Annotated in this window: 8 protein-coding genes; 5 read left to right on the top strand and 3 right to left on the bottom strand. The window is 52.6% G+C overall.

Features of this window, described 5'->3' with window-relative positions; genetic code table 11:
* Window positions 1–266 precede the first annotated feature (266 nt).
* A complete protein-coding gene (locus JNUCC32_RS21775; protein ID WP_192569811.1) occupies window positions 267–7,175 on the bottom strand; it encodes a WIAG-tail domain in 6,909 nt (2,302 codons plus the stop codon).
* Here JNUCC32_RS21775 and JNUCC32_RS21770 point away from each other — a divergent pair.
* Entirely contained in the window at window positions 7,174–7,899 is a 726-nt protein-coding gene (locus JNUCC32_RS21770) for a hypothetical protein (protein ID WP_192569810.1), read from the top strand. The two genes, JNUCC32_RS21775 and JNUCC32_RS21770, sit on opposite strands and share 2 nt — an antisense overlap.
* Before the next feature lie 330 nt (window positions 7,900–8,229).
* Complete coding sequence (locus tag JNUCC32_RS21765; protein ID WP_192569809.1) at window positions 8,230–9,735, top strand: HD-GYP domain-containing protein; 1,506 nt, start codon at window positions 8,230–8,232, stop codon at window positions 9,733–9,735.
* A 181-nt stretch (window positions 9,736–9,916) separates the two neighbouring features.
* Here JNUCC32_RS21765 and tatC read toward each other — a convergent pair whose 3' ends face one another.
* Together tatC and JNUCC32_RS21755 are read right to left on the bottom strand one after the other, a co-directional pair.
* A complete protein-coding gene (tatC, locus tag JNUCC32_RS21760; protein ID WP_012818885.1) occupies window positions 9,917–10,687 on the bottom strand; it encodes a twin-arginine translocase subunit TatC in 771 nt (256 codons plus the stop codon).
* A gap of 23 nt (window positions 10,688–10,710) precedes the next feature.
* The gene (locus JNUCC32_RS21755) at window positions 10,711–10,962 is read right to left on the bottom strand and encodes a MerR family transcriptional regulator (RefSeq protein ID WP_012818886.1); all 252 of its coding nucleotides are present in this window, start codon (window positions 10,960–10,962) and stop codon (window positions 10,711–10,713) included.
* Between the two features lie 282 nt (window positions 10,963–11,244).
* Between JNUCC32_RS21755 and JNUCC32_RS21750 the strand changes: the two genes are divergently transcribed.
* The 3 genes from JNUCC32_RS21750 to JNUCC32_RS21740 all read left to right on the top strand — a co-directional run bounded on the left by JNUCC32_RS21750 (window position 11,245) and on the right by JNUCC32_RS21740 (window position 13,728).
* On the top strand, window positions 11,245–12,849 hold the full coding sequence (locus JNUCC32_RS21750) for a flavin monoamine oxidase family protein (RefSeq protein ID WP_096777111.1): 1,605 nt from the start codon (window positions 11,245–11,247) through the stop codon (window positions 12,847–12,849).
* 22 nt (window positions 12,850–12,871) lie between these two features.
* Window positions 12,872–13,423 carry a RidA family protein gene (locus JNUCC32_RS21745; RefSeq protein WP_192569808.1) on the top strand — a complete coding sequence of 184 codons (552 nt, stop codon included), beginning with the start codon at window positions 12,872–12,874 and terminating at the stop codon, window positions 13,421–13,423.
* Between the two features lie 89 nt (window positions 13,424–13,512).
* Window positions 13,513–13,728: a twin-arginine translocase TatA/TatE family subunit gene (locus tag JNUCC32_RS21740; RefSeq protein ID WP_012818889.1), complete on the top strand. Its 216-nt coding sequence runs from the start codon at window positions 13,513–13,515 to the stop codon at window positions 13,726–13,728.
* Window positions 13,729–13,741 lie beyond the last annotated feature (13 nt).

The following is a 13,741-nucleotide window of genomic DNA, read 5'->3' as shown; positions in this document are numbered from 1 at the left end:
CAATTTCGAAAATAAAAAAGGCGAGCGTTAAGCTCGTCTTTTTTATTTTGAATACTACGGGGACTCGCGTTATGAACAGGCGTTTCATCCATATCCTTATGCAAGGCTTTAATTTCGTAAGCCGTATTTGAAACAATCCACGCCCTTTTCCTTCGGAAACATAGGCTGGTAGAGTATGCGATTCATTAGAATGACGATGGCATGAATAACGTGTAAACGGCTCTCCTATCGCTATAGGAGAGCCGTTTTTGGGCTTGATATTCTGGTTACAGTGAAGGGCCAAGGGCAATCCAGGACACGAAGCCGTAGGAAAGGCTGCAATTCGGCTGGCGGATCACTTCCAGAACTGCTGCATCCTCGCGCTGGGATTTCAGTGAGATCTGGAAGCCAGGATTGTTGCTCATCCCCACGATAACATAGTTAATGCCGGCATAAGGTTCATCGAATAGGACGGTCACCTCGGTCTGAGTGCCGGCCCCTGTCAATACAAAGGGGGTCATTCCAAATTGCTGAAGTTTCGGCTTCCCGCTTGAGCTGCGCACCGGCGTGAAGGCCAGATGCTGTGCAGTGACTGCTGATTCAGCCAATTGCTGGCCGGTTACAGCCCCGTCGGAAATATGAACGCTAGCGACAGCCGACTTGCCTAATTTGTCGCCGTCAATGCTGCCGTCAGCGAGTGTAAAGGTATCAAAAGCGTCCGGTCTAAGATGTCTTCTCTCGATGGTCCCGTCAGCGATTTGGTTTCCGGTAACAGATCCCTCGGCCAAGGTGAAGTTATCAAAAGCATCCGGTCCAAGGTGTTTACTCTCAATGGAACCTTCGGCGATCAGGGAACCGTTCAAAGATCCCTCGGCCACGTTCGCGCCAGTGATAGTCCCTTCAGCGATTTGGCTTCCTGTAACAGAGCCGTCAGCCAGGGTAAAGTTATCAAAGGCACCCGGAGCGAGATGTTTGCTCTCAATGGACCCCTCGGCCAAGGTGAAGTTATCAAAGGCATTCGGACCAAGGTGCCGGCTCTCGATGGATCCCTCGGCCACGTTCGCGCCAGTGATAGTGCCTTCAGCGATTTGGCTTCCTGTAACAGAACCGTCAGCCAGGGTAAAGTTATCAAAGGCATCCGGTGCGAGATGTTTGCTCTCAATGGAACCTTCGGCCAAGGTGAAGTTATCAAAAGCATCCGGTCCAAGGTGTTTACTCTCAATGGATCCCTCGGCGATCAGAGAACCGTTCAAAGATCCCTCGGCCACGTTCGCGCCAGTGATAGTCCCTTCAGCGATCTGGCTTCCTGTAACAGAACCGTCAGCCAGGGTAAAGTTGTCAAAGGCACCCGGAGCGAGATGTTTGCTCTCAATGGACCCCTCGGCCAAGGTGAAGTTATCAAAAGCATCCGGTCCAAGGTGTTTACTCTCGATGGAACCTTCGGCGATTAGGGAACCATTCAAGGACCCGTCGGCCACGTTCGCGCCAGTGATAGTCCCTTCAGCAATTTGGCTTCCTGTTACTGAACCATCGGCCAGGGTGAAGTTGTCAAAGGCATCGGGTGCGAGATGTTTGCTCTCAATGGAACCTTCGGCCAGGGTGAAGTTATCAAAGGCATCCGGTCCAAGGTGTCGGCTCTCGATGGATCCCTCGGCGATTTGTGAGCCGTTCAAGGACCCGTTGGCCACGTTCGCGCCAGTGATAGTCCCTTCAGCAATTTGGCTTCCTGTTACTGAACCATCGGCCAGGGTGAAGTTGTCAAAGGCATCGGGTGCGAGATGTTTGCTCTCAATGGAACCTTCGGCCAGGGTGAAGTTATCAAAGGCATCCGGTCCAAGGTGTCGGCTCTCGATGGATCCCTCGGCGATTTGTGAGCCGTTCAAGGACCCGTTGGCCACATTCGCGCCAGTGATAGTACCTTCAGCGATCTGGCTTCCTGTAACAGAGCCGTCAGCCAGGGTGAAGTTGTCAAAGGCATCGGGTGCGAGGTGTTTGCTCTCAATGGACCCCTCAGCCAGGGTGAAGTTATCAAAGGCATCCGGTCCAAGGTGCCGGCTCTCGATGGAGCCCTCTGCAATCTGGGAGCCGTTCAAGGACCCCTCGGCCACGTTCGCGCCAGTGATAGTACCTTCAGCAATTTGGCTTCCGGTAACAGAGCCGTCAGCCAAGGTGAAGTTATCAAAGGCATCCGGTGCGAGGTGTTTACTCTCAATGGAACCTTCTGCAATCAGGGAACCGTTCAAGGATCCCTCGGCCACGTTCGCGCCGGTGATAGTCCCTTCAGCGATCTGGCTTCCTGAAACAGAGCCCTCGGGCAGAATGAAGTCGTCAAAGGCATCCGGTGCGAGGTGTTTACTCTCGATGGAACCCTCTGCAATCAGGGAACCGTTCAAGGATCCCTCGGCCACGTTCGCGCCAGTGATAGTGCCTTCAGCAATTTGGCTTCCTGTAACAGACCCCTCGGCCAAGGTGAAGTTATCAAAAGCATCCGGTCCAAGGTGCCGGCTCTCGATGGAACCTTCGGCGATCTGGGAGCCGTACAAGGACCCCTCGGCCACGTTCGCGCCGGTGATAGTCCCTTCAGCAATTTGGCTTCCGGTAATAGAGCCGTCAGCCAGGGTGAAGTTATCAAAGGCATCCGGTCCAAGGTGCCGGCTCTCGATGGAGCCCTCGGCGATTTGTGAGCCGTACAAGGACCCCTCGGCCACGTTCGCGCCGGTGATAGTACCTTCAGCGATCTGGCTTCCGGTAATAGAGCCGTCAGCCAGGGTGAAGTTATCAAAGGCATCCGGTCCAAAGTGCCGGCTCTCGATGGAGCCCTCTGCAATCTGGGAACCGTTCAAAGATCCCTCGGCCACGTTCGCGCCAGTGATAGTACCTTCAGCGATCTGGCTTCCGGTAACAGAGCCGTCAGCCAGGGTGAAGTCGTCAAAAGCATCCGGTGCAAGGTGTTTGCTCTCAATGGATCCCTCGGCGATCAAGGAACCGTTCAAAGATCCCTTGGCCACGTTCGCGCCAGTGATAGTACCTTCAGCGATCTGGCTTCCGGTAACAGAGCCGTCAGCCAGGGTGAAGTCGTCAAAAGCATCCGGTGCAAGGTGTTTGCTCTCAATGGATCCTTCGGCGATCAAGGAACCGTTCAAAGATCCCTCGGCCACGTTCGCGCCAGTGATAGTACCTTCAGCGATCTGGCTTCCGGTAACAGAGCCGTCAGCCAGGGTGAAGTCGTCAAAAGCATCCGGTGCGAGGTGTTTACTCTCGATGGAACCCTCTGCAATCAGGGAACCGTTCAAAGATCCCTCGGCCACGTTTGCGCCGGTGATGGTCCCTTCAGCGATCTGGCTTCCTATAACAGAGCCGTCAGCCAGAGTAAAGTTATCAAAGGCATCCGGTGCGAGGTGTTTACTCTCAATGGAACCTTCTGCAATCAGGGAACCGTTCAAGGATCCCTCGGCCACGTTCGCGCCGGTGATAGTCCCTTCAGCGATCTGGCTTCCTGAAACGGAGCCCTCGGCCAGAGTAAAGTTATCAAAGGCATCCGGTGCGAGGTGTTTGCTCTCAATGGATCCCTCGGCAATCTGCTCCCCGTTCAGTGAGCCGTCGGCTACGTTCGCGCCAGTGATGGTTCCCTTAGCGATTTGTCTTCCGGATACAGATCCGCCGGCCAGGGTGAAGTTAGCAAAAGCGTCGGGTCCAAGGTGCTTGCTTTCGATGGAGCCCTCGGCAATCTGCGCCCCGTTCAAAGAGCCGTCGGCGACGTTCGCTCCGGTGATGGTTCCCTCAGCGATTTGATTTCCCGTAACAGAGCCCTCGTCTAAGGTGAAGTTGTCAAAAGCATTCGGTGCAAGGTGCTTGCATTCGATGGATCCCTCGGCAATCTGCGCCCCGTTCAAGGAGCCGTCGGCGACGTTCGCCCCCGTGATGGTTCCCTTAGCGATTTGCCTTCCGGATACAGATCCGCCGGCCAGGGTGAAGTTATCAAAAGCGTCCGGACCGAGGTGGCGGCTTTCAATGGAGCCTTCGGCGATCTTCGAACCTTTCAGGGACCCATCGGCGACGTTCGCGCCCGTGATGGTACCTTCAGCAATCTGACTTCCCGTAACAGAGCCCTTTCCTAAGGTGAAGTTGTCGAAAGCATCCGGTGCGAGGTGCTTGCTCTCGATGGAGCCTTCGGCAATCTGCGATCCGTCTAAGGAGCCGTCGGCGATGTTCGCGCCGGTGATGGTTCCCCCAGCAATTTGACTTCCTGTTACAGAGTTTTCGGCTAAAGTGAAGTTATCAAAAGCGTCCGGAGCGAGGTGCTTGCTTTCGATAGAGCCCTTGGCAATCTGGGACCCGTTCAAAGCACCAGCCGCAATGTTCGCACCCGTGATGGTTTCCTTGGCGATTTGGCTCCCCGTAACGGAGCCGTTAGCCAGGTTGAAGTTATCAAAGGCGTCCGGACCGAGATGCCGGCTTTCAATAGAGCCCTCCGCTATTTTCGAGCCGTTCAGAGAACCTGCCGCAATGTTTGAGCCGGTGATCGTTCCATGAGCAATTTTTGCTCCCGTAACCCCGTGATCCTGAATAAGCTCCGTTGTAATCGCACCGGCTTCAATATGCTTCGTGGTGATGCTGTGCGTCTGCAAATGATGGGGAAGCACGGCACCTTCTGCCAATTGTCTTGATTTGACGGACCCAGGCTGCAGCTGATCGACTCCCACACTATCCGGTTGCAAGTGGACATGGCCGACAGACTGATCCGCCAGATGGGCCATGTTGACGGAGTAAGGGGCGAGATGGTGACTTTGAATAGAGAATAATTCTATATGCTTGGATGCCACAGCCCCTTCACTGAGATGGTTTCCATGGATCGATTCTCCGGCAATATGCTCGGAAAGAACGGCACCGTTCTCGATGTGCGACGATTCAATGCTTTCGTTCCGGATATGCTTTGCGCTGATCGAGCCTGACGCAATATGCCGATCGGTTACAGCGATATCCTCAATATGCTGTGATTTGACCACTTCCAAACCAAGATGGTCCGAAAGGACGCTCGCTTCTTGCAGATGCACTGCCGAGATGGAGAGCGGTTTGATTTTTTCTCCGCTAACGGCGTTTGTTTTCAATACGGTCCCCGACACAGATGAAGGGGTAAGGTGGTCTTCCGTAATCGATTGCGATTCAAGCTTCGCTCCTGGAATGCTTCCGTCGGCAAACAGCATATCGGGCGATCGGCTCTCGTCAGCCAAATGGTTTAGCGTGATGGATTTCTTTTTCAAATGGTAGCCGTGGATTGCTTCTTGGGTGATATGTTTGCCCAAGATGGATTCCAGTCCAAGATGCACTCCCTCAACCGACTGCTGGGCAATTTTGTCTGAGGTAACGGCTCCATTCTGAATGGCTTCCTTGGCGACGGAATGGGTTGACAGGTGGGTGGAACGAATGGCTTGGGATGCTATTTTGTCACCAGTGATGCTGCCTTCGGCAAGTTTGGACGACGTAACGGAAAGATCCACCAGCTTGTCGGTCGACACGCTTTCCGGTGACAGTTTCAGGGACGTTACAGCATGGTCTGCCAGATGCCGAGGTGCAATAACCCCTTCGCCGATGGAAGATTCGATTACGCTGCCTTCGGCAATTTTGTCGCTCGTTACCGCTCCGCGTCCAAGCGCTTCTGTTCCTACGCTCTCGGTCTGTAAATGGCAGCTGGCAACCGAGCCGTTGGTCAAATGCGATGATTGGATCGCCCCGTCTTGTATGGCATGTGCTCCGACGCTGTCCGCAGCCAGATGCTGCTGCAGAATGGATTGGCTTGCGATATTGCTGGAAGTCACGCCACTCTGCCTAATGATGCTGCCGCCAACCGAGCCCAACGCCAGCTTGCTGCCCGTTACACTTTCGGGTGCAAGCTGTTCTTCCCCAACCGATTCTCGCTGAAGATGCTGTCTCGCGATGGAACGGTCCGCCATGTGCTGCTCTCCAATCGTTCTGGAATGGATTGCCGCACCGAGCACGCTTTCAGGAGCAAAGTGCTGTGGTAAGATGCTGCCGATTGCGATATGTTTTGCTTTCACTGCATCTTGAGAGAGATGCCGGGCTTGAACAGCCTCCGAAGCGATTTGGGATGATTCTACGGCCCCTTTAGCCAAATGACGGGTTTGTACAGCTTCATTGGCAATCTTACTCGGGAGAACACTCTGATCAGCAATTTTTGAGGCCGTAACAGCCTGCTCGACCAGTTTGGCTGTATGGACTGACTGATCGGCAAGTTTGGAGCTCGTTATACTGGAATCGCTCAAGTGCCGGGTGGACACGGCGCTGACGTCGATCTGTTCGGGACCGATGGAACCAGGCTGAATCTGATCAGGCCCTATGGCACCGTCTTCCAGATGGCGGGCGCCCAGCGATCCATTCTGAATATGGTCGGCGCCAATGCCTCTAACAGCAATTTGGTCGGGGCCGATGCTTCCCTTGGCAATATGCTCCGATGTCACGGCCCTGCTGACGATATGGTCGCTGTTAATGGATTTCTGCTGTATATGGGAGCCGTCTACGGCGCTATCCGCTATTTTGTTTCCGGTGATGGCGCCATCGCGGATTTTGGATGACGTGACGGCATTGTCGGCAAGCTTGGAAGTGTGAATCGCCTCATTGGATATATGCCGGGTTTCTACGGCGCTTGATGCGATTTTTTCTCCAATGACAGATTGGTCGTCCAGCAGCTCCGTCGATACGAGCAGCTGCTCGAGGTGCCTTGCTGTAATAGCTCCGTCGGCTATTTTCTTCCCTTCAACGGCATGGTCCGCCAGCTTTTGGGTAGTTATGCTGCCATCCTTGATTTTGCTTGCGTTGACCGAGCCGTCCCTGAATTTGCGCGTCGATAAGATTCCATCCATGAGATGCTCGCCCGTGACCGACAATGGAGCAATTTTGCTTGAGGTCACGGCTTCGTCTGCAAGATGAAGGCTGGAAACGCTATAGTCTTGCAGCGCTTCGGGACCGACCGCTCCACGAGCAAGCTTGGAAGCCGTAATCGACTTGGAGGCGATCCGGTTCTCGGTTATGGCATATTCACCTATGTCCTCTGTAAATATAAATGCTCCTTTAATTTCTGGCATTTCCTTTTCAAGAATCAACTGCTCCGGCTCGATTTCCGTGTTCGGCAGGGAAGGAGGATCGGAAGATAGCGTCAAATCGTCAGAAGACAATGTCATGGAAGAATCTGCAGAAGACAGTGTCACGGAATCCGTAGAAGATAATGCTGTGGAGTCAGTTGCTGCCGCGGCGGAGTCGGAATTTACCGTCACGGCATCAGAAAATGCAGTAACCTCTGTTGATACGGAAATAGCTTCGTCTAATATTACGGGTTTGATGACTTCTTCTCTTTCTTGCTGCCTTAATTCGAAAATGCCGATGAGATCCTCTTCCGGATCCGCGAGGGGTAATGTTGAAAGAATGCGGGCTTCTTTATCTTGTACTGTTTCTGTTTCTTTTTCTTTTTCTTTTTCAGGACTGCGTCCATTACCCCGCCCCAACAGGTCGAGTTCCCTGGTACTAGGGTCAACTCTGAAGGGTTGGTTAGAAGATGTTGACGAGTTTTTTTTCTTTTTCTTCAAAACTGCACGCTCCTTCCGAATACTGATCGTCTCCGGTATCATATGCAGCCGTTTAGGCGGCTGTCACTGGTCTTTTGGGATTCGAAGAATCGAAATGGCGGCGCATCCATGGAAAAAGGACCCGGCAAAGGCCGAGTCCTTCATTGTGCGCTTAATAGCGCTTATAAAATTTAACCCCTGGCGCCTTTACGGCTGCACAGTCGGTTCCGTATTTGAAGTTTCTTCAAGAATCTTTGCTTCTAAAACGACAAAAGCCCTGCCTCTCTTTCGTCCTTGCGGCTCCGATGACCGCTCCAGTGTGAATCAGAAAACCGTTCCATAAAACTCATACTTTTAGGGTCATAAAATAGGAATTTGCACTTCAACAGAGATGTAAATAACCATGTTTCGAGGAACTTACGGGGTTAAACTTCGTGTAACAATTAATTATTATAGCACAACTGCATGTAATAAGCAAAGATATTCAAACGAATATTAGAATGATATGCAAAAACGCTTGATTTTTTCCTGAAATCCTACGATATTCATATTAACAGTTTTTTCTTGCAAATTCTGCTGCCGAGCTCTTAAACTTGTAGCATCATGTCGAATACGTTCGGATCGCATATGCCTTGCCGATGTTTATTATCCGTTTAATGAAAGTAGGCGTTCCATGCAACTGTATAAGTCTTTTCTTAAACAGCTAATCCGGAACTATATGATCGGGTCCATTGCAGCTGTGCTTGTTGTGGGTGGCGTATTAATGGTAACGACCCTCGAGATTCCCACCCGGGAAGGCGTGCGTCTAATGCTCATATTGGCCATTTCGTTCATGGTAATGGTCGCATCGGAGCTGACGGTCTTTCTTCGCCATTTACGGCCGATTCACGCGGGATTTGATGAAGGCCATACGGATTTGGAAACGTTGGAAAAAGCGTATTTGAGCATTCACCGTATGCCGCGTTTGGCGGTATATCGCATATTCGGACCGCATCTGCTCGGTTTGTCGCTTCCGGCCATTCTGCTTACCGTTTGGATGATGGAGCAGGGGAAGCTGAATTTCCCGCCGTTTTACATATGGCTGGCTTGCCTGGGGGCGGTCCTGCTGGCCAGCTGTCATGCCATGATCGAATTTTTCCTCACCATAGCCGCCATTCGCCCTTTGATCAAGGAAGTTCGGCGGCAGGCGCTGTCGCGTTATGGCGTGGATTTCTCTCTTGAGGGCCATGTGTTCATGGCGATTCGGACGAAATTTCTGCTGAGTACGATGCTGATCGGCACCTTTCCGCTATTTCTGTTCAGTTTGGCCGTGCAGATCCGGTTGGAGGGGCTTAGTCAGATTGTAGCCCAGCAGTATTGGGGCTGGGCCGGATTTATATTGCTGCTTGGGGTCGGATTTGCTTATATCGGCGCCTGGCTCTTGACCCAGGATTTGCAGCGTCCCATCCGTCAGCTGTACCGGGCGATGAATGAGATCAAGGAGGGCCGTCTGATTCAGACCTCCAATCTCTACTCCGATGAATTTTCCAATTTGATCGCGGGTTTTAATATGATGGTCCGCGGGCTGCAGGTGCGCGAGGAACGGAATCGCAAGCTGCTGGACAGTTATTTTGCCGCTTTGGCGGCGGCGCTGGATGCCAGAGATCCTTACACGGCCGGCCATTCGCTTCGGGTAGCGGAATATTCGGTGTTGATCGGCCGTCTGGCCGGACTAAGCGAAGAGCAGGTTGATCTTTTGCATAAGACGGCATTGCTGCATGATATCGGCAAGATCGGGGTCAGGGACAACATTTTGCTGAAGGAAGGGAAACTGACGGCAGAGGAGTTCGATCAGGTAAAGGCTCATCCGGCGCAAGGGGAGAACATTCTGCTGCAAATCGAGCCTGCCGATGCGATGGCTCCTTACCTGGAGGGGGTGCGCTCCCACCATGAGCGCTATGACGGAGGCGGGTACCCTGACGGGCTGAAGGGAAAGGAAATTCCGCTGTTCGGCAGGATTATTGCGGTGGCCGATGCCTATGATGCCATGACGTCGGATCGGCCGTACCGCAGCGGCATGAAATCCGCGGATGCGTTGAGCATATTGGAAGCTGGTAGGGGAACCCAGTGGGATCCCGATTATGCGGGCATGTTCGTGAAATACATGAAAGCGGAGAAGAAGGTCATTACGATCCGTTAGCGGGGGACCGGCCAAGGAACGCAGCTGCACGGATTCTTTGATGAGCAAGTAAGAGGCCGTACCTGTGCAGGTATACGGCCTCTTTTTTGCGGGTATGTCGTCTACATGCTGCCAAATGCTGCAGTCCAGCACGTTTATCATGCTGATTCCTTGCAGGAGCTGACAGGAAAAAACAAGGATATCAGATCATCTGGTGAGCCGTATCGATTTCCGTACCTTCTTCATGCTCTGCATGCTTCCCCTTGCGATGCATCCAGCCTGCCAGCCATGTGCTGATTTCATATAGACCGATGAGCGGGACGGCAACCATTAGGTGCGATACGAGGTCAGGCGGCGAGATCAGCGCCGCAACGATAACCAAAACGACGTAGGCGTAGCGCCTCATGGTATGCAGGATAGCCGGGCTTAATATTCCTATTCGCGTCAGAAACAGGACGATGACAGGCAGCTCGAAGGCAAGAGACAGCGGGATGATGATATTGAACATGAAACCGAAGTACTGGGCGACGCCGTACGTCTCGACGAGGTCCATCTGACTGTTGATTCCCGTCGTAAAAGCGAGGCTCATCGGAAAAACGACAAAGTACGCAAACGCGACCCCTATGAGAAAACATAACGCAGAGAAGGGGATAAACCGAAGGGCCGCTTTCTGCTCGCGGCCGTTCAGTCCCTGATTGACAAACAGCCAGATTTGATGCAGGGCGAACGGCAGGGTAGGAAGCAGAGACAATACGATGCTGATGCTCATATAGATGCGGAGACCGTCCCAGGGCGAGAATACGTTCCAGGTTACCTGAAAGGCGGGCGAATGGTGCTTTAACATGGATAACACATGGGGTGCGGCGAACAGGCCTGCCGCCATGCTTAGGAGAAAGACGGCGGCTACCAGAAGGATTCGCTTTCTAAGTTCGGCGATGTGCTCGAGCAGCGTCATGGTATTCTTGAACTCCATAGACTTCGTCACTCCTTTGGTCATCATCGGAAGATCGGCGTGCAGCGCTGTTTTTTCGATTTATTCAATTCCTTCAGTTCAAACGTATTAAATCCCTCCTGCATTTTTTGATGGATTTCCTGAATGCTCTTCACATCCTCAAAAGAATATCTGCGGTTTCCTCCCTTCGTACGCTCCGGAAATATGAGCTTGCGTTCCTCGTAATACCGGATTTGCCTTTCGGTCAATCCGGTCAGTTCGCAAACAACCCCAATACTCATCACCTTACTCTCCATGCTCTTTACCTCCTATGTAAGTATTGTTAACCCTGAGCTTTGTTAATGGCTTGGGATTAAAACCAAAGAAGATAAAACGGTAATAATTTGGGTGAATCCATTCCTTTTTGGAAGGATTTATGACATGATTTTATGAAAAAGAAAGTGAAAAAGCAATCATTTTTCAAAAAATAAAAAAATGTGTGAGGAATTCTAACAAGATTTAAGTCAAACTTTGTTTTCTCTGCTAAGATCGGCTCATGAATCCAATCCAATCCCAAACTAGCGAAGGAGTGAACGAGGGTGGCTACAAAAGAACAACCAAAAGAGATGACCCGGAGACAATTTCTGACGACCGTTGGCAAGGTGGGCGGATCTGTCGCCGTCTTCAGCTTGATGGGTACGATGGGGCTCCTTACGCCGGAAACGTTGAAAGCCGCGGAATATACCCCACCCGGAAAGAATGACCTGCATCTCAGCGGCCGGGGCGGCAAGAAGATCGTTATTCTCGGCGCAGGGATCGCGGGCCTGACGGCAGCGTATGAGCTTGGTCTGGCAGGTTACGACTGCACGATATTGGAGGCAAAGAGCTTTGCCGGCGGGCGTAACTGGACGATCCGCAAAGGAACCTCCGTGTCGGAGATCGGATCCGGTCGTCAGACTTCCCGTTTTGATAACGGACTGTATTTCAATGCAGGCCCGATGCGGATTCCGCAGTTTCACGTCACGCTGGATTATTGCAAGAAGTTTGGCGTAGCCATCGAGCCCTTCAACAACGTGAACGAGAGCGGCTATTACTATAACGAGAACGTGGGGGCTTTGTCCGGACAGCGCGTCCCCAAGCGTGCAGCCAAAGCCGACGTACGCGGTTACGTGGCCGAGATGCTGGCCAAAGCCGTGAATCAAAATGCGCTGGATCTGCCGCTGACGGCGGAAGAGAAGCTGAAGCTGGTGGATTATCTGAAGGCCGAAGGCGATCTGAATCCGGACCTGTTCTACAAGGGATCGGAGCGCGGCGGGTATAAGGATGAACCGGGAAGCCGACTGGATGCCGGCGTTCTCCGCGATCCGTTCGATTTGAAGGCCATCATCAATTCCGGCTTCGGCAAATATTTCAGCAACGAATACGGTTACGACCAGCAGATGATGATGTTTCACCCCATAGGCGGCATGGACGCCATCGTCAAGGCATTTGAGAAACGGGTAGGCAGCCGGATCAAGTACCGGGCCGAGGTAAAGGAAATTCGCCAGTCCTCCTCCGGCGTGCGGATTGTGTATGCGGACGGCCATTCCGGCAGAGACCAGGAAGTACGCGGGGATTACTGCATCTGCACCATACCGTTGACGGTATTGAAGAAGATCCCGGCCGACTTCTCGCCGGAGATGTCCAAAGCCATCGGCAGCGTGGGCTACGCCTCCGCAGGTAAAATCGGTTTGCAGTTCAAGCGCCGTTTCTGGGAAGAAGACGAGTATCTGTACGGCGGCAGCAGCTTGACGAATATGGACATTACGCAAATCTACTATCCGCCGACAGACTATTTCGGGAAGAAGGGGATCCTGCTCGGCTATTATGCGTACGGGGGCATCGCCGATAAACTCGGCAGCATGTCGTATGCCGAGCGCGAGAAACTGGCATTGACGCAGGGGGCCAAGATCCATCCGCAGTATCCGAAGGAGTTCGAGGCCTCCTTCTCGATCGACTGGAAGAAGACCCAATACCAGGAGGGTGGCTGGGTATCCTATTCCGCCAATGATAGGAAAACCTACTACCCGACCCTCTGCAAGCCGGATAACCGCATTTACCTGGCAGGGGAGCATATCAGCTACATTACGGCCTGGCAGGCAGGCGCCATCGAGTCCGCCCGCGAGGTCGTAACCGATATCCATCAACGCGTCATGAAATCATAATGGAGAAGGGAGTCCATAACCCATGAAAAATAAACTGAAGACGTTCCTGGCACTCGCCATGCTGTTCAGTGCCGTAAGCGTAACCGCATATGCCGACGGTGCTTCTGCCCATAAGAAGCCGGCCAAAGCTTTGCCGGCCCCCCAATTTTACGGCAGTCCTACATCCTCGATCTCCAGCGGGGTAGTCGTGCCGGAGGGTTCCTCTTATCTCTATACGAGCGGGACGGTTCCGCCATTGTTGAACAAAGATGGCAAAACGGTTTATGAACGCTATGGCGATACGAAAACCCAGGGGATCGGCATCCTGAAGGAAATCGAGAAGCAGCTGAAGGAGCAGGGATTGACGATGAAGGATGTCGTCTATTTGAGAGTGTACTTGACCCCGGATGCAGCGAAGAACGGGACCTTTGATTATACCGGCTGGTTTGACGCATACGCCCAATTCTTTAATACGAAGGAGAATCCGGTTAAGCCTGCGCGTTCCACCGTGGGGGTAGCCGGTCTTGTGAATGCCGATTGGTTGATTGAGATTGAGGCCGTAGCCGTATACCCGAATAAGGATAAGAAAAAGTAAGTTGTCCTCGTTTCGCGAAGCGGCGGATCGAATAGCCGCTGGCTTTCAACATGAACCGTTACCATCACATATTAAAGGAGTTGGGTTCTATGTTCCAAAATGTCGGTTTCGTCGGATTGATGATGATCTTGATAGTCGTGCTCATTCTGTTCGGCCCTTCCAAGCTGCCCGAGCTCGGCCGGGCAGTTGGACGCACATTGTCCGAATTCAAAGCCTCCGCCAGAGAGCTGGTTGGCGAGGATAAAGAGGAGGAGAAGGATAAGGAGAGGGAAAGGGAGGGAGCCGTCATCAAACTGAAAGGCTGATAGGGAAGTTTAA

The organism is Paenibacillus sp. JNUCC32, assembly GCF_014863545.1.
GTDB lineage: Bacteria > Bacillota > Bacilli > Paenibacillales > Paenibacillaceae > Paenibacillus_AQ > Paenibacillus_AQ lautus_A.
This window is presented reverse-complemented; position numbering and strand designations above follow the sequence as displayed.

Excerpts from the sequence above, each read along its gene's own strand:
- JNUCC32_RS21770 (WP_192569810.1), top strand. The coding sequence starts at position 7,174 with ATGGAAGAATCTGCAGAAGACAGTGTCACGGAATCCGTAGAAGATAAT.
- JNUCC32_RS21775 (WP_192569811.1), bottom strand. The coding sequence starts at position 7,175 with ATGACATTGTCTTCTGACGATTTGACGCTATCTTCCGATCCTCCTTCC.
- JNUCC32_RS21765 (WP_192569809.1), top strand. The coding sequence starts at position 8,230 with ATGCAACTGTATAAGTCTTTTCTTAAACAGCTAATCCGGAACTATATG.
- tatC (WP_012818885.1), bottom strand. The coding sequence starts at position 10,687 with ATGGAGTTCAAGAATACCATGACGCTGCTCGAGCACATCGCCGAACTT.
- JNUCC32_RS21755 (WP_012818886.1), bottom strand. The coding sequence starts at position 10,962 with ATGGAGAGTAAGGTGATGAGTATTGGGGTTGTTTGCGAACTGACCGGA.
- JNUCC32_RS21745 (WP_192569808.1), top strand. The coding sequence starts at position 12,872 with ATGAAAAATAAACTGAAGACGTTCCTGGCACTCGCCATGCTGTTCAGT.
- JNUCC32_RS21740 (WP_012818889.1), top strand. The coding sequence starts at position 13,513 with ATGTTCCAAAATGTCGGTTTCGTCGGATTGATGATGATCTTGATAGTC.